This window comes from Granulicatella sp. 20925_1_28, assembly GCF_041433575.1.
Classification (GTDB): domain Bacteria; phylum Bacillota; class Bacilli; order Lactobacillales; family Aerococcaceae; genus Granulicatella.
Genome location: NZ_JAPWBS010000008.1, coordinates 45,431 through 68,602 on the forward strand (window position 1 = coordinate 45,431; position 23,172 = coordinate 68,602).

Genomic DNA, 23,172 nt, shown 5'->3' on the forward strand with positions numbered 1-23,172 from the left:
CAGTTTTATCTGGTGGTTATTTTTTTTATTTATGTTGATGTAGTTTTCATGTACAATAAAACTACAATAAGGGAGATAAGTGTATGGGACAAGAACTGTTTAATTATGACAATACAAATTTAGAAGAAGTAATTCAGTATTCTGAAAAAATCCTCAACCGAAAATTCGCAGATATTTTAAAAGAATATGATGAAGCGGAGTATAAGACATACGAGGACTATCAAAATCAAGAAGCCAATGAGTATGAGAAAAAAGAGATTAAGCCATCTTCAAAAGGGCAGTATGGTAATTATATTGAACGGTATTATTTTGGATACCAACCGAATAGTAATGCTGCAGCTGACTTTGAAGAAATTGGAGTAGAGCTTAAGGTGACTCCATTCAAAGTCAATAAGAATGGAACTATTTCCGCAAAAGAAAGACTAGTCTTAACGATTATTAATTATTTTGAAGAGAATCTAGATGATTTCTATCAATCTCATTTGTGGAAAAAATGCTCAAAAATGCTTTTATTATTTTATAATGGTTTGATTCCTGAACAAACGCTTTATGATTATATGATTGAAAAAGTGTTCTTGTTTGAATGGTTCGAGGAAGATATGAATGTCATTTTAGATGACTATGCTCGAATCACTCAGAAAATTAAAGAGGGACGGGCTCACGAATTATCTGAATCCGATGGAAACTATTTATCCACTTGTACAAAAGGAGCCGGTAAAGGTAAAGACTGGAAAAAACAACCGTTTAGTGATGTGATGGCGAAACAACGAGCGTGGGAATTAAAGTCTAGTTACATGACGTATTTGATTAATCATAAAATCTTTGCTAGTCATGAACAAGAGAGCGTGTTAGCTACTGCTAAAGGAACGAAGAAACCTTTTACTCAACTCATTGAAGAGAAGATTTTGAAGTATAAGGGTTGGAAAGCCGAAGACTTATATGATGAGTTCGAAGTTCCTGTTCGTTCAAAATCTAAAAATAGTTTACTAATCAGAAAAATGATTGGACTGACTGGAGACCTTGAAAATACACAAGAGTTTCAAAAAGCAAATATGAATCTAAGGGTTATTCGAGTAAATAAGGATGACCTCCCTAAAGAAGACTCTCCATTTAAGGTTTATGACTTTATTGAGTTAGCACAAAATGATAATTGGGAAGAGTCCCATGTTTTCCAAGAGATTTGTGATAAACGTTATATGTTTGTCGTGTTTAAGGAAGAAGCTCCAGGAGAGTATGTTTTAAACCAAGTGAAGTTCTGGGGATTTCCTGAACGTTTACTGGATGAAGCACAACGAGTATGGAATGAAACACGTACCATTATTTCTGACGGAGTACAGTTAACGCAGTCCGATAAGGGAGTATCGACTAATTTCCCTCAGAGTCAAGTGAATCAATTTTTATTTACAAAAATTCATGCTTCAAATTCTTATTACGAGATTGAAAAAGATGTCTTTGTTGGAAAAGGAAAACTCTCAGATACGAATCCACTTCCAGATGACCGAAGAATTACGAAGCATTCGTTCTGGATGCCTAAGAAGTTCCTACAAGAAATTTTACGTGGTGAGTGGGATTAGCAAATCAGTTGATCAAATATTGAATTCATGATATAGTAATAGAGAAATTTTGGATGAAAATGAAAGAGGTAATCATGTCAAAAATTAAAGTATTCTCAATGTTTGATGGCGTTGGGGGATTTATCGTTGGTCTTCATGAGGCTAACAAAAAATTAAATAAAAAATTTTTCCAAGTGACTGATACGAATCAATTTGAACCTAGTCGAAAAGCGCAAGATGCGTTTGAAGTTGGAGTATACAACTACCCAAAAATCAATCATAGTAATGAAGACATCATGCAAGTTTCATCAGAGTATTTTGATGAAATGAAGGCAAATGGTGTGAATATGATTGTTGGCGGATTTCCATGCCAAGATTACTCAGTAGCGCGCAGTAAAAAGCATGAAATGGGTATCGAAGGTAAAAAAGGGGTTCTTTTCTGGGAGATTATTCGCGCGGTGAATCATATCAAACCAGAATATCTTATTCTTGAAAATGTGGACCGACTATTGAAATCACCGTCTAAACAACGTGGACGTGATTTTGCAATTATGCTCGGAGCATTCAATCAATTGGGGTATACCGTTGAATGGCGTGTGATTAATGCGGCAGATTATGGAGCACCTCAAAGACGTCGTCGCGTGTTCTTCTTTATTTATAAAAATGACTCAGCTTTTGCCAAGAAACATGGTATTAAAGATTTATCACCAGAATCATTCGAGTCGTATATTTATAAAAAAGGTCTTTTTGCAACGCAGTTTCCAGTAGAAAATAGTGCGAATAAGAATCGTGTCTATACAGAAAAACTTAGTGAACTAGATGCGCATTCTGAAGAATATATTGTAGATATTTCGAATAACTTTACTGGAAAAGTTTGGAACACAGGTTTGATGAAAGATGGTATTTATTACACAATCGATACAACTCCTGTATTCGAAAAAGCAATGACTTTAGGAGAAGTAGTTCAAAAGGCTAAAGAGTATTATGTCGAAAAACATGATGAGGAAGCTTATCAAGAGTATATTCAAAAGTATGTGATTCAGGACGAAGATAAGATTAAGAAATTCCAATACTTGCGTGGACCAAAGAAAATTGAACGTACGACAGAAGAAGGATTTACTTATATCTTCTCTGAAGGTGGAATGAGCGAAACGGATGATTTTTCATTACCAGGACGTACAATGCTTACAAGTGAGGGTAGTGTAAACCGTTCAACGCACTTCTTAAAAGAAGGCAATCAGTTCCGACTATTAACACCAAACGAAGCAGAGTTATTACAATGTTTCCCTTGTGATTGGACAAAATACAAAAAACAATCCGATGGGACAGTTAGCGAAGTTAACGACCGTATGCGTTATTTCTTTATGGGGAATGCGCTAGTTACAACCATTGTGGAACGTATCGGTATCGGAATTGCAAAAATGATTTAATCCCAAATAATTATTTAGACTTACGAAGGAACGTGATATAATTCCTTTGTAAGTCTTTTTTTGGAGGGAGAATATGATTGAATCAAATCGGAATGTCGATATCGAAAATGAAAGTGTAATTAATGATTTGATTATTGAACATTTAACCAATAGTGGGGTGTTTGAAAAAGTTAAACGATCTACTAAGGAAGAAAATAATAAAGGTTCAGATATACAATTAGCTTCTGAAAGTTTTTTTAAGGATAATTTACTTCATCATGTCGACTTAAAAACAGCAACGAATTATAGACAAGTAGATGGTAAAGAGTCTATTCCTACATTTGCTTTTGAGTTACTATTTAGTAATAGAGGGATTAAGAGAGATGGATGGGTATTCGGTGAGAAATACGCTTTAACAGAATGGTATTTGATGTCTTGGATTTGGGTCTATGATGAAGGAAAACGGGATCGAAAAGTTAAACTGTCAAAGGAGGATATATCCCAGATTGAGTTCATTTTGATAAAAAAAAGAAGTTATTAAAAAATATTTGAGGTACTATAAAGTCAACAAAAAGAACTACCAGAAAGTTATAGATAGATTTAACTCATTATTAGAAAAAGAACGCCATAAGAAAAACTCAGGACTAGCTTTTATAATAAGGGAGGATGATCAAGGATTAATCTATGCTACTCTTTCTTTATATAAACCAACTGAATACAGGCTAACAAAGACCTCAGAGACTACTAATGAAGAAGATAGAAAACTGTATCTACCGCAAATTTACTATACAGCACGGTTGGCAGAACAACCATATAATATTCTAATTTCAAAAAAGAGTCTGATTGATATAGTTAATGATAGAAGGTATAAGGGTATTCATAGAATTATAGATTTTAAATTATAGCACTAAATGATTGTTATAATTTTTCAAAGACAACGTAAAATTATATAGACATCATTCGATTTAGAATACGTTTAAGTACAATTATTTAAATGAGTTATACACTTTTGTGTATAACTTTTTTATTTCTTTAAAAGAAAAAAATATTTTAATATAACAAAAATATAATTTAACTATTGACTAGATTTTAAAAATGTAGTACAATAAATTCAAATAATAAAACAGAGGTGTTTAAAATGGAATCTAAAAACGAGAAATTTATCCGTCTTGCAGAAGCTAGAGTAAATTCTGTGATTCAAAAAATACAGTTAATAGGCAATCTCTCAAACAGAAGAAATTATGATTATTCTGAAAAAGAGGTAAATGAGTTATTTAAAGCGATTGAACTTGAACTTCAAAGGGCTAAAAAATTGTTTGAAGTAGAAGTTTCGAAAGAAAATTCTAAATTCAGATTTTCGAAGAAGGGAGAGTAGTTATAGAAAACAATTATTAGTTTCAGTTTAATGTAATAAACTGAGTTGGGGAACAAAGACATTATCTTTTAGAAGTAAAAAATAAACGATTAGAAAAGAGAGGTAAATAAGATGAATGTAAAATGGAATTTTCCACATGGGAAAAAACTAACTCCTATGGGCGTAAATGACCCGGCAATTAATTCATTCAAAAGTAATATTATTGATTCACTAGCAAGAGAAACCATTCAAAATTCTTTGGATGCTAGAGATTCTGAGAAAAAAGAACCTGTAAAAGTAACATTTAGTTTTTCGGATATTGAAACGAAAACATTACCTGGATTCAATGAACTGAAAGAAATTGCTTTAGAAAATGCTATTAAATTCTGGAAGAAAAAAGGTAATGATGACACTGTAAAATTTCTAGAAAGATTTAAAAGTGTAATTGAGGCAGATAAAGTTAAAATACTTAAAATTAGTGACTATAATACTTGTGGTTTAGATGATACTAGTTATGATGCATTAGTTTTAGGAAATGGGTATTCGGAGAAAGCGAATGAGAATGCTGCTGGGTCAAAAGGAATCGGTAAAGCTGCACCGTTTGCGGCTTCAGATTTAAGATTAGTGTTTTATAATACAGTTCCTAAAGATGGTATTGTTAGACACGCAGGGGTGTTAAACTTTGTTTCCTTTAACCCTCCTGAAACAGAGCCAGATATTATAACACAGTCTAGAGCATTGTATCAGGATGAAACAACTGAATACGTTCCAGGACAGATTAATTTTGGGTTCGAAGAACGAGAAAAAACTGAATACGGCACAGATTTATTTGTTGTAGGATTACGAAATAGTGATGAAGACTGGGAAAATAAGATTATCTTTTCGACAGTTAATAATTTTCTAGTTTCAATTCTGGAAAATAAATTAGTAGTTGTTGTGAATGATAGAATTATTAATAAAGAGACTATTCAAGAAGTACTTATTGATTTAAAAAATGTGAATTGGAATTCTGATGAAAAGAGATTACTTGAAAGTACTGAAAATTATTATGAAGCCTATACTAGTCCAGATAGTATTACATTTGATTTAGACGAATCATTTAAAGCAAAATATAGTTTTATCGAGGATGTTACAGATGGTAAATTGATTTTATTGAAAAAGGATAGAGCTAACAGAGCTATTTTACAAACAAGAATTTCTGGGATGAAAATCTATGATAGACGTAGTATTAGTAGAAGTATAAACTTCACAGGAATTTTTAGAGCTACAGGGAAAGAACTAGATAAATTCTTAAGAGCTTTAGAAAATACAAATCATGATAATTGGAGCCCGGATCAACTTTCAGACAATAGAAAAGAAGCTAAGGCGTTCTTAGATGATTTGTATCGCTGGTTTAAAGACAAAGTTATAGATTCTTTTGTATCAGATAGTGCAGATTCTATTGATGCAATAGGATTAAGTAGCTTCTTGCCTGCTCGTTCTAGACAACAAGGTGGAAATTCTGAAAGCAAAGAAAGAGGTATCAAAAATAAAATAGATAAAGTTGAGATTAGAAGACAGTCGCAAATCATTAATCTAACTAACTCAGCAGAAGAACAAGAAAAATCATTAGAAGAATTAATAAATGAAGTAGATGGTAGTGGTAATGAGTCAAGTGGCAACATCGGAAACGGAAGAGGAAATGGAAGCGGGGATGGCTTTGGTACAAATCCTGGAGCAGGTCATGGGCACTTGCCAAGCGTTGGAGAGGATGGACCAAAAACTGGAGAAAAGAATATGTTTAAGAAAGTGAATGAATTATTTGCTTCTAAGTGTATCTTATTGGATAAAAAATCGGGCAAATATAAATTTATCTTAAAACCAAAAAAATCAATGAGGTTAGTTGAATTAGAGTTTAAGTATGTTGGTGAGGATGGTAGTGTAACAAAAGCAAAAATTAAGGGTAGTAATTCTGGTACAAATAATATAACTTACAATACTTCTCGAATTCGAATGGAGAATGTGAAAAAGGATAGCTTGGCAATAGTCGAAGTTGAGTTTGATACAGTTTTACTCGTTAAATGGGAGGTAAATGTTTATGAAATTAAAGGCTGATGTATTTCCTTATCCAGTATTAAGTAAAGAGACAGACGATTTTTCTTCTGGATTATTTAGTATGGACGTAGAGGTAAAAGAAAGAAATGATTCCTTTTTAAAGTTATTATGCAAATGTACTATTGAAAATAATGATATTGAAAAGTTATTGAAAAACAATAAAGCGAAGATTGCTATGCTTTTAGAAGGACAATCATCATCATATAGAAAATTAGTAGTTTTTGAATTTGGTGAAGTTGAAAAAGAAATAGTCATTGAGGCCAAAGATGTCTCAAGGAAAGTTTTTGTAAATTCCTTTATTTTAGCGAGTGAAGATTTGGTTGACTATAACAATACTGGATTTAATCAAGAGTATTATGGTGAGGATTTTAAAATTCCATTGATTGAAAAAGGAAGTATGCTTGCCTTTGATATTCCGTTAGAAATTGATATGACCTTTTCTAATTCAGAAAAAGCCAGTCTCGAATCGATTATCCGAGTGTCTAGAAATGATGCTATTGAGCAAATGATTGTTAACTGTGATGAATCTGATACTATTAAACTGGAGCTTCCTGGGGTAGCATATGATGTTTACTTGTCGCTTTCTCAAAGCGATAAAGCGTTAGAATCAATCTTAATGACTGCTCTTATTTTGCCAGCGTTAACATACACAATTGAAAGAATACAATCAAATACTACAAGTTATGAAAGTAGCAATTGGTATATGGATTTAGTGAAGATTCTTGAATTGAAAGGATTAAAAATTGATGAAGACTCAGAAGCAATTAAAATTGCTCAAGAGTTATTAAATAATCCTGTGGCAAAATCTTTAGTGAGTTTTAAAAATTATTTTGAAGGTGATGAGAAATGAAGAAACTAGTGTATTATGTATCAGATGATTTTCTAGATGAATTCAAAACGAATTTTAATTCCAATTATCTTCCTCTCTATTTAGATGGAGATAAAGAGAAAATCAAAGAAATTTTTTCAAATCCTGAGAATGTAATAGAATCTAGCATTGAATTTGATTATGCTGATTTGTTTCTGGAGTCTGAAGATCCCGATGCAAATAAAAAAAACATGAAAATAATTTGGGAATCATTGAAGCATTTGAGCATTTCAGAAGCTTCAAATGAAAAATTATGGATTGCGCTAGAAAACACATTCTATTTAGATTATCACTTAGATCAATTAAAATTGATTAGTGGAAAAACGAGAGAAGCAAGTGTTATTTCAAGAACCATATTTAATCGAGGGAATAAACGTTCTCTGATGATTAATAACATCGCGTCGCTCTGGTGGATTGCTTATTATACAATAAATCCAGAAGCGGAAGATCCATTCTATCTAACGAATCGATTTATGGAGGGGACTTATCGTGGGAATGCTATTGCGTATTTCTCAAGTAATCTTGTTTCAAATAAGAACATTGTATTGGGAACATTAGAGGCAATCTATGAATTGATAGATGAAGGGAAAATGATTGAAAATCGATATTCATATTCGTCTGCGAACAAGTTATTAAATTTAACTGGCGGTGTTGTTATTTTGGACTTATTATCTAAAGATGAAATCAAAAAAATAGTTAAAGATAATTTGTTGAAAATGGAGAACGTAGAAACGGTATCTGAAAAAACTATTTAATATATAGAATAAAAGCTATCTAAGAGATACTTGAAAGGAGTGGATTTTAAACCACTCCTTTTTTGATAAGTTTTTCTTTTAGAGTTAAATTTTATAAAAAGTTATCGGGAGTTAGAAATTATTTTTTTGAAAAAAAATATCAAAAAAGTTTCTTATTGCAAAAAGCCTATTGCAACAAGGGTTTTTGCAGGATATAATTAAGTGTAAACGCTTTTATAAAAATGCCTTACCAGGGAGGGGCAGAAGAATTCAATCAGGTATAAGAGTATGTTTTAGGCTTAAGAATAAGAATTCTGGGAGAATGTTTTTTTGAAAACAAAGGAGATGCTTTGCTGCCCGAAATTCACTTATAAGTGAATTTTGGGATTCTGCATAATTGGGAGGTGTTTTTATGGCAAAATATCGAGTAACAAAAAAGATGATTGACGAAGTAGAAGGCTTAACGTACGAGGAACAAGTCAAAGTTTTTGCAGTATTAATGATATTACAAGAAGAAGGACTTTCTCCAGAAGTACGTGAAAAATGCGGATACCATTATAAAGGAAAACGCTGTTTAAAAATACCTGTATCAAGGACTAAAGAAGGGATGAATGGTAGTGACTTCTTATTTAACACGAAAGTTTATGAAGTTCTCATCGATTTATCCTAATTTCGAATAAGACTTACTTAGAGAAGTTTCTCTTCAAAAAGTAGCTTTGAGGACGATTCAATTACGGGTAAATCATCAATTGACATAGGAAGAATTTGCTGAGAAGTTAGATGAAAAGAGAGCCTTTTTAGCAAGATTGGAAGCAGGGCATCATAATCCAACTGTTATGACGTTTGTGGAATTAGCTCGACAAAACGGATATGAGATTGAGATAAAGTTGAAAGAGAAGACATTTTAGTTAATAACTTTAAAAAATCACAATATCCAGTTGTATAAGATTATTAGTTCAAAATGCCTAAAACTCAAAATTCATATAAGTGAATTTTGAGTTTTTTACTTTATATACGAAGTAGCCCCCTTATCTTCTTTTTTTGCGCTAAAAGTGGTAGAATGGGTGAAAACCCTTGAAGGAGGAATTTTATGACAAAGAATTTTAAAGGGTACTCTTTAGTTGAAAAAAGAGACTTGCCAGATATTCGTTCTGTCGGTTATTTGTACAAACATGATAAGACTGGCGCAGAGGTCTTATACCTTGAAAACGAAGACGATAATAAGGCGTTCAATATTGCGTTCCGTACGCCACCGTATAATGATAACGGGATTGCGCATATTATCGAGCACTCTGTGTTAAATGGTTCGAAGAAATATCCATCGAAAGAACCATTCGTAGAGTTATTAAAAGGCTCACTGAATACATTCTTAAATGCGATGACTTACTCTGATAAGACGGTTTATCCAGTATCGTCTCGTAACCAAAAAGACTTCAACAACTTGATGTCTGTGTACTTAGATGCGGTATTCTATCCAAACTTTAAGCATGATCCACAAATCTTAATGCAAGAAGGATGGCACTATCACTTAGAAAACGCCGATGATGAATTGATTTATAAAGGTGTGGTATATAACGAAATGCGTGGGGCGTTCTCACAAGCGGACTCTGAATTATACCGTCTGTTTGAACCAACGTTATTCCCAGATACGGTCTACAAACATATTTCTGGTGGGATGCCAGCTGCGATTCCTTCGTTAACGCAAGAAGAGTTCGTGGCGTTCCATGACAAGTACTACCACCCAAGCAATGCGCGTGTGACGCTTTACGGAAACTTAGACTTAGACACTGCGTTCGCGCAATTGACAGAATACTTCGATGCGTTTGATGCTAAAGACTACGAATTCGAGTCTGTGGAACAAACACCTTTCAGCGAGCGTCATGAATTAGAAGCGAAATTCTCAATTTCTAAAGACGAGCCAACTGAAAATAAATCGCTCTTAGCGTATATTTGGGCCGCTGGTAAGGGGACAAACTCTGAAGAACTCATCGCGCTTGGCGTATTAGATGAACTCCTTCTTGGATCTAACACGGCTCCAATTAAGAAAGCTCTCTTGAAATCAGGCCTTGGTTCAGATGTGTCTGGTGGATTTGGTGCAGCAACCTATTCACCAATCTTTGAAATCGTCTTAAAAGATACAAACCCGCAAGCGAAAGACCAATTCGTATCCATCATCGAAAACGAGTTGAAACGTTTAGTGGCTGAAGGCATTCCGCAAAAAGCGATTCAAGCAGCCCTCAATAAAGCAGCGTTCCGTTATAAAGAATTAACAGCGCTAGAAGGGGCAACTCCAAAAGGAATCTTGTATTCACTCAACTCACTTACAAGCTGGTTATACGGCGGGGATGTATTCGCAACGTTTGAATACCAACGTGTGTTAGATAAGATGCAAGAAGAAATGGCAAACGGCTATTTTGAACGTTTAATCCAAACGACATTACTCGACAATACGCATGCAGCGGTTATCACTTTAGCTCCAGAACCTGGACTTGGGGACCGCAAAGACGAAGCGTTGAAAGAAGAGTTAGCGGCCTATAAAGCGTCATTATCTGACGAAGAAGTGGCAGCTCTTGTGGAACAAACGCAACAGCTTCTAGAACGTCAAACGACTCCAGATAAGGAAGAGGATTTGGCGAAATTACCAAAACTCTCGATTGAAGATATCGACCGCGAAGTGAAGCCACTCCCATTAACAGTGGAAGCATCGGAAGGCAAACCAACCTTCTTACACTATGAAGACTTCACAGCCGGCATTTCTTACGTGAAATATTACTTCGATTTATCAGGCGTGAAGACAGAAGATATTCCAGTCGTAGCCTTCTTAACGGAAGTACTAGGGGAAGTTGGAACCGAAAATTTCACAGACGAAGCCCTCAGCACAGAAATCGACTTCTACACTGGTGGCATCGGCACAAACGCGACAGTCATCACTGAATCAGTAGCGGACAACCTCTACTATCCTAAATTCACTGTGAGCGGGAAGGCCTTGTCTGAATACCAACCACAACTCTTAAGCTTGATTGAAGAAGTAGTTCACCGTTCAAACTTAGATGATGTTGAGAAGATTAAAGAGCTCTTACTCAATGTGAAAGCTGACTTAGAGATGAACTTCAACTATGGGTCACACGTGGCATCCCTTCGTCGTTTAGAATCTTACTACTACGAAGGCGCGAAATACTTACAATCGCTTGAAGGAATCGACTACTACGACTTCATTTGCGATGTGGTGGCTGGTTTTGATGCCGCCCCTCAAGCCTTTATCGACCGCTTGAAAGCTGTGTTAGAAACCATTTTAACAACAGACCAATTAGTGGCAACTTTTGTCGGAAGCAAAGTTGACTTCGAGCACTTCAAACAAGTGTCCGAGGACTTCTTCAAGCATCTTGGGACTCACAAGGTTGAAAAACAAGCCTTCACGAATCCAGTGGAAGTGTTAAACGAAGGATTCAAGACAGCCCAAGAAATCAACTATGTCGCAAAAGGATATAACCAAACGCTTCTTGGTGTTCCAGTGAACGGGATGAACTTATTCTTGAAATCCGTTCTAGGACTCGATTACTTATGGAATACGGTTCGTGTTCAAGGTGGGGCATACGGCGGTATGAGTGTCATCACCGATAAAGGGGACGTCGCAGGTCTTTCTTACCGCGATCCGAATATCGTTGAAACGCTCGAACGTTATGATGGACAAGTGGAATACTTAGAAAACTTCAACTTATCTCAGGCTGAGTTTGAGAAGAACTTGATTGGTACATTCAGTACGATTGACCGTCCACTTTCAGCCGCTCAAAAAGGGGCAGTAGCCTTCACGCGTTACTTCACGCATCTAACGCAAGAGAAAGTGCAACAGTTCCGCGATGAAATCTTAGCGGCAACTCCTGAAAAGGTACGCGCATACGCTCCAACGATGAAAGCCATCATGGACCAAAACGCGTTTGTCGTAATCGGAAATGATACGAAGATTGAAAACCATAAAGACATCTTCAAAAACATCCGTAACTTAACGAAATAAAAGCAACCAAAAAATCCCAAGGTTCACAGCCGTGAATCTTGGGATTTTGTTTTTTGTCGTTTATTTATGTGGCATGACGTTTTCTTCTTGTTTCATCCACATTGGAATACTTGTCATCACTAGTAAGAATAGGAATGCACTTTGTACCCAAAGGATGGCTACGTCGAAGATACCGTGAACGAAGAGTACAACGATAAACGAAACGTAGAGTCCAACGATAGGACGTTTCTTAGGATCGCGACTCATTTCTAAAAGCATGCGTACAGGGTTAAGGGTAGAAATCGCTAAAAGCAATGTTCCGATAATTCCGTAGCTTGAAATGGTATCGATATATAAACTGTGTGCGTGTTCGTGATAGCGAGCGCCGATTCTTGCAAAGCTATGCAAGTAGGTCAGAGGCCCTTCCCCAAACCATGGATTTTGTTTAAAGAGAACCATGCCGGCATTCCAAATTGAAACGCGCTCGTCCATTGAGGAACCAAAACTTCCCATACGAACGCCGATGTCACTTGAGAAGAGGAACATGAGTCCAATTCCAAATACGGCGATGCTAAGCCAGAATGCTTTCGAGCTACGAATTGTCGTGAAGAGGTAAATAATCGCTCCACAGATAATCGCTGGGAAAGCAGTTCGGTTTTGAGTGAAGCTGAGGCCGAACAGGTTAATACCAATCGCGACAGCGCCGATGAACTTCCAGAACCAACTCTTTGTGATGCTGAGTAAGTAGAAGCCAATCATAATACAGAAGCAACAAATAATGCCGTAGTAGTTCGGATTAAAGAAGGTTACTTCCGCACGGTTTTGGTGCCATACTTGCATCTTTGGAGATAGGAAGGTGTAGTTAAATTTATGAACGATTTCGTAGTGTTCTAAGAATGCAAATCCCGCGGCGAAAATGCTGAGGAGTAAGACCGTCTGTAGAACGATATGGAAAAAGTCCGGTGTCAATCGTCTTTGATAGTATTTAAAGAATATCGCATACATCACGAATCCAACCGAGATGACAGCGCCGATATAGTTGCCGGCTACCATCGATACGATAAAGCTAAATCCGATAAACGCCAATAGGAACGGGTGAGAGAGTAGGTCCTTAAAGACTTGTTTTAATTTTCCCGTAAAGGCGAGAAGGATGATATATAAGACGAACAATGTTAGAAATAGATAAAACGGAAGGAAGCTACTGATAATGAGTAAGTACAGTGCTAAGTCCTGATTCGAGAATCGTTTTATCTTTTCGATAATCGTTAGTAATTTCATAATGTTCCTTTCAGGTAGTGTTTCTACCAATCATCTAATGAAATAGATATCAGCTTATTTTACCACTAAATGATGATTTAGGGCAAATAGCAACACATCGGGCGTCGTTCTTTGAAAGTTTCTGAGAACAGGCGTACAATATAAGTAGAAATTCAGAAAGAAGGAATGAACATGAAATTAGTATTTGTTCGACATGGAGAAAGTGAATGGAACGCCCTCAATTTATTTACCGGTTGGAGCGATGTGGAGTTAACTCCTAAAGGGGTAGAAGAAGCGCATCATGCAGGAGAAATGTTGCGTTCATTAGGCATCCAATTCGATCATGTCTATTTATCTGTATTAAAGAGAGCCATCCACACAGGACATATCGTCTTGTCTGAATTAAATCAAGATTATTTACCAGAAACAAAGAGCTGGCGATTAAACGAACGCCACTATGGAGCCTTACAAGGACTCAATAAACAAGAAACACGCGAAAAATATGGCGACGAACAAGTGTTGCTTTGGAGACGTTCATACGATGTGATGCCTCCACTTTTAAGCGAGGAAGAAGCAGCCAAACAAGCCAGCGACCCACGCTACAAACATCTACAAGTGAAGGACCTTCCTCAAGGGGAAACGTTGAAAACAACCTTGGACCGCGTGCTTCCAATTTGGCAAGATGAAATTGCGGTGGATTTACTCGACGGTAAGAACGTGCTCGTTGTAGCGCACGGAAACTCTCTACGTAGTTTAGTGAAATACTTGCTCAACTTAAGCGAAGACGAAATTTTGAAATTTGAAATCCCAACTGCAACACCGCTTGTATTTGACCTCGATGAAAACTTACAAGTGATAGAATATCATTTTGAAAAATAAAGACGATCAGTTTGAACAATAAGGAGAATGCGAATGATGTGGGAGAAGAAACACAGCTTAGAAGAAAAGGTTGAATGGCGAGGCCTTCCTGAAGGGGAGATGCAGCCGTTCAAAGCTTATGTGAATGAAAAGACACCAGGAGTCTGCGGAACGTATGCGGCTGCTTGCTTAACAGTTCTCATGGCAAAACGTGAAGGCGTCGTTACACAATCGATGGACGAGCTTCTAAAAGGGATGGAATCGTCAATTGAATACGCACTGCCATATCGTGGAACTTTCTATTGGGACGTCCAACGCGGACTCAATAACGAGTGGAAGAAATACGGTTATAAGACACACTTTAATTTATTTAGTGAAAAGGTCGTGCCAGGACTTCTTGAAGACGGCGTTCCTGTTGTCGTAGGAACCACTGCCGCTCTAGGTAGCCCATATAAGAATCACTGGCTCGTCGTGTACCAATACGCCTATGACTCAACTGGCAAACTCTGGTACAAGGCATACGATAACCACGGTTCAATCACAACGATTATCCCAGCCGTCCAAACACTCTGTGCCCTCTGGCTTGAAAAGCTCTAGTCTAGGCGTTAATAAGACAGACTTAAAAGCACAAACAAACTACTAGCACAGTAGTAAGGAGCGAAGAGGCCGTTATTGGCACATGATTCTATCAGAGTATTTTTAACTTAGATTCATAAAATAAGAATTACCAAAAATGATTACGAAGAAGCCTGCGGATTTTATAATCGCAGTAACGGGGAATCGCATCGATGAAGAATTACGCGGAGTAGGAACTTGTTCCTTACTCCGCGTTTGAAGCTTCGAAGGAGCAAGACCAAGGCTTGCTCCGGTGCCCCGTAACAGCGATTATAAAAAAAAGCCGCAAGGCTTTGTAGTAATCATTTTTCATTGCGCAAATACGTATTCCATGAGCAGGGTTTAAGACAAAAGCAAAAGCGCTCTGATAGAATGAGTGTGACGAAATAACGGAGGATGAGCGTATGAAGGAATTTGATATGATTTCTATCGGTGGTGGTAGTGGCGGTATTGCCACAGCAAACCGTGCAGCCATGCATGGTGCCCGTGTAGCCGTAGTAGAAGGAAACTTACTTGGAGGAACCTGTGTAAATATCGGCTGTGTTCCTAAGAAAATTATGTGGTATGGAGCGCAAATTGCAGAAGCGATTCACGCGTATGGACCAGACTATGGATTTACTGCAGAAAACGTCACTTTTGATTTTGCGACATTAAAGAAAAACCGTGAAGCGTATATTGACCGCTCGCGTAATTCTTATAATGGGACTTTTGAACGAAACAACGTAACGGTGATTAAAGGGTACGCGCGCTTTGTCGATGCCCACACGATTGAAGTGAATGGGGAAGAGTACCACGCCAACCATATCGTGATTGCGACAGGGGCAAAACCTGTCATTCCAAACGTGGAAGGAAAAGAACTTGGCGGCACTTCTGACGATGTGTTTGCTTGGGACGAACTGCCACAATCTGTAGCCATCTTAGGCGCTGGATATATTGCCGTAGAACTTGCGGGTGTCTTACATGCGCTAGGTGTGAAGACAGATCTTTTCGTTCGCCGCGATCGTCCTTTACGTAACTTTGACCATTCGATTATTGAAGTACTCGTTGAGGAAATGGAAAAATCAGGACCAACATTGCACACAAACAAAGTGCCACAAAAATTGGTTCAACTTGAAGATGGGACTGTGGAAATTTATTTCGAAGACGGCACAACTTTCGCTGCTGAAAAAGTGATTTGGGCAACAGGACGCACTCCTCATACCGAAGGATTAAACCTTGAAGCTGCAGGAGTGGAATTAACAGAACGTGGATTTATCAAAGTGAATGAATTCCAAGAAACTACAGCTCAAGGTGTGTACGCACTGGGAGACGTTTCTGGTGAAAAAGAATTGACGCCAGTAGCGATTAAAGCAGGACGCACACTAGCAGAACGTTTATTTAACGGACAAACAAACGCGAAAATGGACTACTCAACGATTCCAACAGTCGTGTTCTCACATCCAGCCATTGGAACAGTGGGGCTTTCAGAAGAACAAGCCGTGAAAGAGTACGGTAAAGAAAACGTGAAGGCATACTTATCAACGTTTGCTGGAATGTATTCAGCCGTCACAAGCCATCGCCAACAAGCGCTCTTTAAACTCATCACAGCAGGAGCAGACGAAAAAGTAGTCGGCCTCCACGGGATTGGATATGGCGTTGACGAAATGATTCAAGGCTTTGCCGTAGCGATTAAAATGGGCGCAACGAAAGCCGACTTCGACGCAACCGTCGCGATTCATCCAACAGGAAGCGAAGAGTTTGTTACAATGCGTTGATAGCTTTGATTGTATAAAAACACAAGCACAAAAATACGCTAGATGGTTATCCATCTAGCGTATTTCATTTGGTTTATGCGGCCGGCGGGACTTGAACCCGCACAGGTATACACCCACTGCCCCCTCAAGACAGCGCGTCTGCCATTCCGCCACGACCGCAGAACTCCTTTAGTTTATCAAATGTTTTGCGGAATTTCAATCTAAAAGAATTAATTTTCCACGACATTTTCCACATACATAACGATTCGTGTTCATTTTTCTCATTCGGGGATAACGGTGATGGCAGTTCACGCATTCGTATAGGAAGGTGGGCTCCTTCATGCGTTCGACAAAGCGGCTTCCGCCCACTTGATGAAGCAGACGTTTAAAGTCAGCATCTCTGTGACGATAACCACCGCCTGTTTGATGCAAATGATAATGGCAGAGTTCATGTTTAATGACGCCAACGAGCGCTTCAAGCCCCAGTTCTTGTTCGATAAGGGGATTAATCTCGATATTCCCCGTTTTTAAGAGATAGCGACCTCCGCTGGAACGCAGACGTCTGTTATACGTAATTTTGTGAGTGAATTCGCGGTGAAAAGAGGTACGCGAAATCTCCATCGTTAATTGTTGTAATTCGTGTTCGTTCATAAAATCCTCCAAGAGTAGTGTACCATGGTTTTATCCTGTAGAAAACTAGATAAACTTTGACCTTTTCACACTAGAAAGGTAAAATAGGAAAGTATAAGATTTTTCAATCTGGAGGAAACAAAATGAAAATTGTTGTTGTCGGTGGGGGAAAAGTCGGCGAAGTGATTTGCCAGGAGCTCTCGACAGAAGAAAATGACATTGTATTGATTGATAAAAACCAAGATTTAATCGATCGTTTACTAAATAAATTCGATATTATGGGGATTTGCGGAAATGGTGCCAGCTACGACATTCTTGTGGAAGCAGGAGTGGAGAACTGTGACATCTTTATTTCTGTAACGGAAATGGATGAAATTAATATTATTGCATCTATTCTTGCGAAGAAAATTGGGGCGGAATACACTGTTGCGCGTGTGCGTAATCCTGAGTATTCACAACAATTACAACTCGTTCGTGAAAGTCTAGGGATTTCATTACTGATTAACCCAGAGCTTTCAACGGCTCGTGATATCGCGAATAACTTTAATTATCCTTCTGCGTTAAGTGTAGAAAATTTCGTTGGAAACCGTGTCAGCTTGCTTGAATTGGAAATCAACGAAGGATCAGCACTTGCCGGTTTAACGCTGAAAGAAGTGCGTAATCGTTTTGAATCTATCTTAATCTGTGTGATTCATCGTAATGACCAAAGCTTTATTCCGGATGGGGATTCTACTTTGGAAGAAGGCGACCATGTATTTATTACAGGGGCGTATCCAGACCTTCGCAATTTCTTAAAATTAACAGGTCAAGAAACGAAGAGTGTGTCTTCTGCTACGATTGTCGGTGGTGGACGTATTACTTATTACTTACTCAATATGTTGAAACAAACAAAAATCAACACCAAAGTCATCGAAGTCAATGAAGAACGCTGTGAAACTTTAAGCTATGCGTTCCCACATTCAACCATCATTCATGCCGATGGAACAGACCACGATGTATTAGAAGAACAACGTATTACAGAATATGATGTGTTTGTATCGATGACAGGGATTGACGAAGAAAACTTAATTCTTTCAGCGTATGCGAAACAACAAGGCGTACCAAAGATTATTACGAAGATGAGCCGTCCAGCGCTTCTTAAAGTGTTTAAAGGCTTTGATAATCAATCAGTCGTGACGCCAAAACGTATCGTTGCGAACGAAATTATCCAATTCGTGCGTTCACGTTCGAACACACAAGGATCTAATGTCGAAGCGTTATACCGTTTAGCGGATAACCAAGTTGAAGCACTTCAATTCCGCGTTCAAAAAAATAGTGGGATTTGTGGAATTCCTTTATCAGAACTAAAGACAAAATCGAACCTCTTGATTGCGTTTATCGTTCGTGGGGAACAACTCATTTACCCAGCCGGTAGTGACACAATCGAGCCATTTGATAAAGTAATCGTCGTTACAACGGAAAAAGACTTTGATGACATTAACGACATTTTGGAATAGAGGTGTCTGAATGAATATCAAAACAGTTCGCTATTTCGTGGGAAAAATGCTTCAAGTTGAAGCGGCGCTCTTAGCCTTACCACTGATTGTTAGCTTTATTTATCATGAGTCATTGACTCAAAAACTAGCCTATGCTGGAACGATTCTGTTACTACTGGTAATTGGGCTACTCTTAAGCTTTAAAAAGCCAGAGCCACTAAAAATCATGGCGCGTGATGGGGTCGTAACCGTAGCCTTAAGCTGGATTTTACTCTCGTTCTTTGGTGGACTTCCATTTGTCTTCACAGGAGAAATCCCAAATGTGGTGGATGCCTTCTTTGAAACGGCAAGTGGATTAACGACCACTGGTTCAAGTATTATCCCAGACCTTTCAGTACTTGCACATTCTTCATTATTTTGGAGAAGCTTCACTCACTTAGTCGGTGGGATGGGGGTACTGGTATTCGCACTTGCGATTCTTCCAAGTCATGGTTCCGAATCCGTGCAGCTAATGCGTGCGGAAGTTCCAGGTCCTGTGTTTGGAAAACTCGTATCGAAATTAGCGCATACGGCGCAGATTTTATATATGATTTATTTGGCGATGACAGCCGTATTGACGATTATCTTAGTCGTCTTCCAAGTGCCACTCTTTGATGCCTTGCTTTTATCGTTTGGTACAGCAGGGACAGGTGGTTTCGGGATTAATAATGCCGGATTTAGTATTTACGCTAACGCAGCAGCCGTGGAATGGATTATCGGGGTAGGGATGATGCTTTTTGGGATCAACTTTAACTTATATTACTTCATTCTTCTAGGCGCTGTGAAAGACGTGATTAAAGACGAAGAAATGCGTACCTATGTTGGAATCGTCCTTGGCTTTACGATGATTATTTTCACCGTATTATCGATTACGCAATCGGCTTTAGGCGTTCCAATTCGTAGTGTGTTCTTCACGGTATCGTCGATTATTACGACAACCGGGTATTCAACGGTCGACTTTGGACTCTGGGGATTGTTCCCACATGTGCTTCTTTTACTACTGATGTTTATCGGGGGATGTGCAGGGTCAACAGCCGGGGGGATTAAAGTCTCTCGTGTTATCGTGTACTTCAAGAGTGCCATTGCCGAATTAAAAAGCATGGGTCAACCGCGTCGTGTGTTTGTTCCAACGATGAATGGAAAACCAATCGATAATAAGATGGAGAAGAGTATTGCCAACTACCTAATCGTGTATGTACTGTTCTTCCTTGTGTTATTACTATGTGTGTCATTTGAAGCAGGCGATTTTACAACAGCCTTCTCAAGTGTGGCCGCAACCTTTAACAACATCGGGCCGGGGCTTGGTCAAGTAGGACCTACAAGCAACTTCTCAATGTATTCTGATTTCAATACTTTTGTACTTGCGATTGGGATGATTGCAGGACGTTTGGAAATTTATCCAATCATTATGCTTTTCTCACCAACAACAATGAAGGCATTTGCGCGTAGACGTTAACCAATTCTTAAACAAATAGATAAAGAACTTTAAGGAAAGAACACTTTTTTCTTAAAGTTCTTTTTGTATACTATGAGTGTAACGAGCAAGTTACGATTTAAAACAAAGGAGGTTCATTCATGAAAAAATGGGTGAAGGCAACCGCAATCGTCCTTGCATTGATGGGATTATCCATGAAGAGTGCATATGCCATCGATACAACGACCGTTAATGAGAAATGGGGAAAACCAACCGTAGTCTATGGTGGTGGACTCAGCGAGGCGCAAATTCAGCAAACTTCTCAATTATTAGGCATTAAAGATCCAAATACCGTATTAACCGAAACAGCAACCGGACAAGATTTAATTAAATATCTTGGAAGTGGCGACGGAAATACCTCTGTCATGATTTCGTCGGTGATGGTTCAAAAGACAGACAAGGGTACAGGGGTGAAGGTGAAAATCAAGACTCCTGAAAACATTACACTGGTAACACCTGAGCAATATGCCAACGCAGCAATCACAGCTGGTGTAACGGATGCGGAAATCGAAGTCGCAGCCGTATCGAAAGTAACCGGTGAATCCGCCTTAACAGGGGTGTATAAAGCCTTCGAAGCCAACGGGGTACAACTGGATGCCAAACGTACCGAAGTCGCGCAACAAGAGTTAGAAGTCACGAACAAAATCGCGCAAGAAAATGCGAACGCTAAAGGTTTCGATTCTTCAAAACTTGATAAAGCGATGATTGAAATCAAAAAAGAACTTGCGGAACTCAAACAAAAGCAAGGACAATTAGCGACAAAAGAAGATATCGAACGCATTATTAACGACGCCTTGAAGAACAACTCATTACAAAATGTGATTTCTCAAGACCAAATTAAAGCACTAGTCGCTTTTGCGCAAAACTATCAAAACACAAGTGCGATTGATTCCAAACAAGTATTAGAGCAATTAAATAGCTTGTCAAAATCAGTCAGCGAAAAGATTAACAGCTTAGTCGAACAAGCCAAAAACGAAGGATGGCTCGATAAGATCGCCCAATTCTTCCAATCGATTTTTGATGCCATCAAAAATCTCTTCTCACAAAACTAAAGAGTGAATCGTAAGCATGGAACAAATTTGTTTCATGCTTTTTTAGTGCTTAACATAGCACTCGATTTTAAATGGATATGGTATAATGGAGATAGGAAAATAGAATCAATAGAGGAGGGGGCATGATGCCTTCGAAGTATAGACAGTTACTGGTGTACGTTGTTGTTGCTGGACTCTATTATTTAATCCCTGTTTTTCTGATTCAAGATACAGGAAGTGCAATGTTCTTGCTATTGATTGGAATTCCGGTCATCGTCTTTGTGGTTTCAACGCTATTTTCGGTAAAGTTTGGATATTATTGGTATTTCCCGATTATTATTGGTCTCTTATGGATTCCGAATCTCTTTTTACTAAATGACTCTGCGGCCATTTATATTCTGATGTATGCAGTTGTCAGTCTCATAGGACAACTCATTGGATTGCTGTTCAAAAAATAGTTAAAAAATAACCCTGACCGTCGCTGGACAGGGTTTTGTGTTTGTATTTTAGAATAAGATTAAGAGTAAGCTGATTGTGATAATTAGTTGTACGACTAAACCAATCAGTGATAAATAAATTGGATCGATAGTTGATTCTGTGGCGCTCTTAAACATCGAAGACGTAAATGTCACAATGTAGAGTAGGATATGCGCGAAGAATACAATCAAGATTCCAACGAATAACCATACTGGACTGATGAATGTCATGACTGTTGCAACGGCAAGTAATACAATCGCAAGAACGTTCATTCCTTCGTATTGTGTCAACCAGTAGTTAAATACGTGTTGACGTTTTTGGAAGACGTGTTTCAATCCATATGATACGCTTGGGAACCCAAGGTAGAACACCGCGTAGAAGAGGATGAAGCGAATGAACATCCAAATGTAGTTTGGTGTGCTTGTTAAGCTAGGTAAGATTGAAATGTCGGCGAATAATTGGTATTGACCAATCAGTGAATGAATTAAGTGAGTTGTCACGAATGCAGACATTACTGTTGCCAAAATAATTAAGGCATATCCGTAAGTACGGCTATATTGACGCTTACGTGAATAGTGATTTGTTGGTTGGACTAAACGTTCTCCAAAGAATGTGAAGAAGCGTTTGAATTTATTCCATGCACCAGCATAGGCTAGGCGATTATTCTTCACACGGTTTTCTTGTGAGCTACGGTTATTGTCTTCTTCAGGAATACTTGTTTCTACTTTCGTGGTAAACGATGGAGTAGGTTCGTTATTTTCGTCTAAAAGGTCTGTTTGAACGCCTTCATTTGGTTCAATTGACACCGGTTGTGAGAGTTCGTCTTGAACAGTTCCACAGTAAGGGCAGAGTGTTTCTTGTTCGTCAATCATCTCATGACAGAATGGACATTGTTTCATGAATCTTCCTCTTTCTATGTCTAATAATTTTCATTGCTATTGTATCATAATTTCACTATAAAAAAAGACTAGGAACTCCTAGTCTTAGCGTGGCATCTTTTCAGATGAGTAGGTCGTGTTCACATCACGAACTACAAACAGCTACATCCGGTAGTGTGCCAAAGCACTCCTGTTCCACATAACTCGCAGTCTCTAATGTACTGCGTGTCGCCTCATCGCATAGAATACATTATAGCAGAGGGTGTGTGGAATGTCATGTATGAACTATTTTTCGCGGATTACTTCGATTTTGTAGCCATCTAAGTCTTTTACGAAATAGTAGTTTGCAGGATGTCCTGGTAAACCTTTTAATTCTGTTACGTCGTAGCCTTTAGCAACGTGTTCAGCGTGAAGTCCTTCTAAGTCTTTAGCGCTAATTGCGATATGACCATATCCGTCGCCGATTTCATAAGGGCCGTGGCCGTAGTTATATGTTAATTCTAATTCATAATCGTCACCTTCGAATGCTAAGTAAACGATTGTAAATTTGTGTTCTGGGAAGTCTTTTCTGTGAGTTTCTTTAAACCCAAATGCTTCTTCGTAGAAACGAATGCTTTCTTCTAGATTTTGAACACGGACACAAGTATGCAACATTTTTGACATGATGTGACCTCCTTAATTTATTTTCCTTAAGCCTAACAA

Annotated in this window: 20 protein-coding genes, 1 tRNA gene and 1 pseudogene; 17 read left to right on the top strand and 5 right to left on the bottom strand. The window is 38.1% G+C overall.

Annotation, left to right across the window (positions count from 1 at the left end; all coding sequences use genetic code 11):
- Positions 1 to 83: 83 nt before the first annotated feature.
- From O3793_RS05465 to O3793_RS05510, 10 genes and pseudogenes are all read left to right on the top strand, one after another.
- On the top strand, positions 84 to 1,574 hold the full coding sequence (locus tag O3793_RS05465; RefSeq protein ID WP_371446181.1) for a Sau3AI family type II restriction endonuclease: 1,491 nt from the start codon (positions 84 to 86) through the stop codon (positions 1,572 to 1,574).
- A gap of 74 nt (positions 1,575 to 1,648) precedes the next feature.
- Complete coding sequence (gene dcm / locus O3793_RS05470; RefSeq protein WP_371446182.1) at positions 1,649 to 2,983, top strand: DNA (cytosine-5-)-methyltransferase; 1,335 nt, start codon at positions 1,649 to 1,651, stop codon at positions 2,981 to 2,983.
- Between the two features lie 73 nt (positions 2,984 to 3,056).
- Positions 3,057 to 3,503 (top strand): hypothetical protein, encoded by a 447-nt coding sequence (locus tag O3793_RS05475; RefSeq protein WP_371446183.1) that lies wholly within the window; start codon positions 3,057 to 3,059, stop codon positions 3,501 to 3,503.
- A gap of 597 nt (positions 3,504 to 4,100) precedes the next feature.
- Complete coding sequence (locus tag O3793_RS05480) at positions 4,101 to 4,337, top strand: hypothetical protein (RefSeq protein WP_371446184.1); 237 nt, start codon at positions 4,101 to 4,103, stop codon at positions 4,335 to 4,337.
- Between the two features lie 111 nt (positions 4,338 to 4,448).
- Positions 4,449 to 6,410 carry a hypothetical protein gene (locus tag O3793_RS05485; RefSeq protein WP_371446185.1) on the top strand — a complete coding sequence of 654 codons (1,962 nt, stop codon included), beginning with the start codon at positions 4,449 to 4,451 and terminating at the stop codon, positions 6,408 to 6,410.
- Entirely contained in the window at positions 6,394 to 7,260 is an 867-nt protein-coding gene (locus O3793_RS05490; protein WP_371446186.1) for a hypothetical protein, read from the top strand. Before O3793_RS05485 ends, O3793_RS05490 begins: the two co-directional genes overlap by 17 nt.
- On the top strand, positions 7,257 to 8,033 hold the full coding sequence (locus tag O3793_RS05495) for a DUF6339 family protein (protein WP_371446187.1): 777 nt from the start codon (positions 7,257 to 7,259) through the stop codon (positions 8,031 to 8,033). The genes O3793_RS05490 and O3793_RS05495 overlap by 4 nt, the downstream gene beginning before the upstream one ends.
- A 391-nt stretch (positions 8,034 to 8,424) precedes the next feature.
- Positions 8,425 to 8,682 carry a tryptophan synthase alpha chain gene (locus O3793_RS05500; RefSeq protein ID WP_371446188.1) on the top strand — a complete coding sequence of 86 codons (258 nt, stop codon included), beginning with the start codon at positions 8,425 to 8,427 and terminating at the stop codon, positions 8,680 to 8,682.
- A gap of 100 nt (positions 8,683 to 8,782) precedes the next feature.
- Positions 8,783 to 8,920, top strand: a pseudogene (locus tag O3793_RS05505) (XRE family transcriptional regulator); the annotation flags it as partial.
- A 182-nt stretch (positions 8,921 to 9,102) separates the two neighbouring features.
- On the top strand, positions 9,103 to 12,024 hold the full coding sequence (locus tag O3793_RS05510; RefSeq protein WP_371446189.1) for an insulinase family protein: 2,922 nt from the start codon (positions 9,103 to 9,105) through the stop codon (positions 12,022 to 12,024).
- 60 nt (positions 12,025 to 12,084) lie between these two features.
- Here O3793_RS05510 and O3793_RS05515 read toward each other — a convergent pair whose 3' ends face one another.
- Positions 12,085 to 13,281, bottom strand: a complete 1,197-nt coding sequence (locus tag O3793_RS05515) for an O-antigen ligase family protein (protein ID WP_371446190.1) — start codon at positions 13,279 to 13,281, stop codon at positions 12,085 to 12,087.
- Positions 13,282 to 13,452: 171 nt separating this feature from the next.
- On the opposite strand from O3793_RS05515, the gene gpmA reads away from it, so the two are divergent.
- From gpmA to gorA, 3 genes are all read left to right on the top strand, one after another.
- Positions 13,453 to 14,139, top strand: a complete 687-nt coding sequence (gene gpmA, locus O3793_RS05520; RefSeq protein ID WP_371446191.1) for a 2,3-diphosphoglycerate-dependent phosphoglycerate mutase — start codon at positions 13,453 to 13,455, stop codon at positions 14,137 to 14,139.
- 33 nt (positions 14,140 to 14,172) lie between these two features.
- Positions 14,173 to 14,715, top strand: coding sequence for a dihydrolipoamide dehydrogenase (locus O3793_RS05525; protein ID WP_371446192.1), 543 nt, complete (start codon positions 14,173 to 14,175; stop codon positions 14,713 to 14,715).
- A gap of 422 nt (positions 14,716 to 15,137) precedes the next feature.
- Complete coding sequence (gene gorA / locus O3793_RS05530; protein WP_371446193.1) at positions 15,138 to 16,487, top strand: glutathione-disulfide reductase; 1,350 nt, start codon at positions 15,138 to 15,140, stop codon at positions 16,485 to 16,487.
- Positions 16,488 to 16,563: 76 nt separating this feature from the next.
- Here the strand turns inward: gorA and O3793_RS05535 are convergent.
- Positions 16,564 to 16,646: transfer RNA gene (locus O3793_RS05535), tRNA-Leu, on the bottom strand.
- Positions 16,647 to 16,682: 36 nt separating this feature from the next.
- Entirely contained in the window at positions 16,683 to 17,117 is a 435-nt protein-coding gene (locus O3793_RS05540; protein WP_371446194.1) for a SprT family protein, read from the bottom strand.
- 122 nt (positions 17,118 to 17,239) lie between these two features.
- Here O3793_RS05540 and trkA point away from each other — a divergent pair, with 122 nt between their 5' ends.
- From trkA to O3793_RS05560, 4 genes are all read left to right on the top strand, one after another.
- The gene (gene trkA / locus O3793_RS05545; protein ID WP_371446195.1) at positions 17,240 to 18,592 is read left to right on the top strand and encodes a Trk system potassium transporter TrkA; all 1,353 of its coding nucleotides are present in this window, start codon (positions 17,240 to 17,242) and stop codon (positions 18,590 to 18,592) included.
- 10 nt (positions 18,593 to 18,602) lie between these two features.
- On the top strand, positions 18,603 to 20,066 hold the full coding sequence (locus O3793_RS05550) for a TrkH family potassium uptake protein (protein WP_371446196.1): 1,464 nt from the start codon (positions 18,603 to 18,605) through the stop codon (positions 20,064 to 20,066).
- 119 nt (positions 20,067 to 20,185) lie between these two features.
- Positions 20,186 to 21,136 carry a DUF1002 domain-containing protein gene (locus O3793_RS05555; protein WP_371446197.1) on the top strand — a complete coding sequence of 317 codons (951 nt, stop codon included), beginning with the start codon at positions 20,186 to 20,188 and terminating at the stop codon, positions 21,134 to 21,136.
- Positions 21,137 to 21,261: 125 nt separating this feature from the next.
- A complete protein-coding gene (locus tag O3793_RS05560; protein ID WP_371446198.1) occupies positions 21,262 to 21,573 on the top strand; it encodes a hypothetical protein in 312 nt (103 codons plus the stop codon).
- A 48-nt stretch (positions 21,574 to 21,621) separates the two neighbouring features.
- Here O3793_RS05560 and O3793_RS05565 read toward each other — a convergent pair whose 3' ends face one another.
- Both O3793_RS05565 and O3793_RS05570 read right to left on the bottom strand, forming a co-directional pair.
- The gene (locus tag O3793_RS05565) at positions 21,622 to 22,491 is read right to left on the bottom strand and encodes a zinc ribbon domain-containing protein (protein WP_371446199.1); all 870 of its coding nucleotides are present in this window, start codon (positions 22,489 to 22,491) and stop codon (positions 21,622 to 21,624) included.
- A gap of 264 nt (positions 22,492 to 22,755) precedes the next feature.
- Positions 22,756 to 23,136, bottom strand: a complete 381-nt coding sequence (locus O3793_RS05570; RefSeq protein ID WP_371446214.1) for a VOC family protein — start codon at positions 23,134 to 23,136, stop codon at positions 22,756 to 22,758.
- Positions 23,137 to 23,172 lie beyond the last annotated feature (36 nt).

Coding starts and splice junctions, on each gene's coding strand:
- O3793_RS05465 (WP_371446181.1), top strand. CDS start 84: ATGGGACAAGAACTGTTTAATTATGACAATACAAATTTAGAAGAAGTA.
- dcm (WP_371446182.1), top strand. CDS start 1,649: ATGTCAAAAATTAAAGTATTCTCAATGTTTGATGGCGTTGGGGGATTT.
- O3793_RS05475 (WP_371446183.1), top strand. CDS start 3,057: ATGATTGAATCAAATCGGAATGTCGATATCGAAAATGAAAGTGTAATT.
- O3793_RS05480 (WP_371446184.1), top strand. CDS start 4,101: ATGGAATCTAAAAACGAGAAATTTATCCGTCTTGCAGAAGCTAGAGTA.
- O3793_RS05485 (WP_371446185.1), top strand. CDS start 4,449: ATGAATGTAAAATGGAATTTTCCACATGGGAAAAAACTAACTCCTATG.
- O3793_RS05490 (WP_371446186.1), top strand. CDS start 6,394: ATGAAATTAAAGGCTGATGTATTTCCTTATCCAGTATTAAGTAAAGAG.
- O3793_RS05495 (WP_371446187.1), top strand. CDS start 7,257: ATGAAGAAACTAGTGTATTATGTATCAGATGATTTTCTAGATGAATTC.
- O3793_RS05500 (WP_371446188.1), top strand. CDS start 8,425: ATGGCAAAATATCGAGTAACAAAAAAGATGATTGACGAAGTAGAAGGC.
- O3793_RS05510 (WP_371446189.1), top strand. CDS start 9,103: ATGACAAAGAATTTTAAAGGGTACTCTTTAGTTGAAAAAAGAGACTTG.
- O3793_RS05515 (WP_371446190.1), bottom strand. CDS start 13,281: ATGAAATTACTAACGATTATCGAAAAGATAAAACGATTCTCGAATCAG.
- gpmA (WP_371446191.1), top strand. CDS start 13,453: ATGAAATTAGTATTTGTTCGACATGGAGAAAGTGAATGGAACGCCCTC.
- O3793_RS05525 (WP_371446192.1), top strand. CDS start 14,173: ATGATGTGGGAGAAGAAACACAGCTTAGAAGAAAAGGTTGAATGGCGA.
- gorA (WP_371446193.1), top strand. CDS start 15,138: ATGAAGGAATTTGATATGATTTCTATCGGTGGTGGTAGTGGCGGTATT.
- O3793_RS05540 (WP_371446194.1), bottom strand. CDS start 17,117: ATGAACGAACACGAATTACAACAATTAACGATGGAGATTTCGCGTACC.
- trkA (WP_371446195.1), top strand. CDS start 17,240: ATGAAAATTGTTGTTGTCGGTGGGGGAAAAGTCGGCGAAGTGATTTGC.
- O3793_RS05550 (WP_371446196.1), top strand. CDS start 18,603: ATGAATATCAAAACAGTTCGCTATTTCGTGGGAAAAATGCTTCAAGTT.
- O3793_RS05555 (WP_371446197.1), top strand. CDS start 20,186: ATGAAAAAATGGGTGAAGGCAACCGCAATCGTCCTTGCATTGATGGGA.
- O3793_RS05560 (WP_371446198.1), top strand. CDS start 21,262: ATGCCTTCGAAGTATAGACAGTTACTGGTGTACGTTGTTGTTGCTGGA.
- O3793_RS05565 (WP_371446199.1), bottom strand. CDS start 22,491: ATGAAACAATGTCCATTCTGTCATGAGATGATTGACGAACAAGAAACA.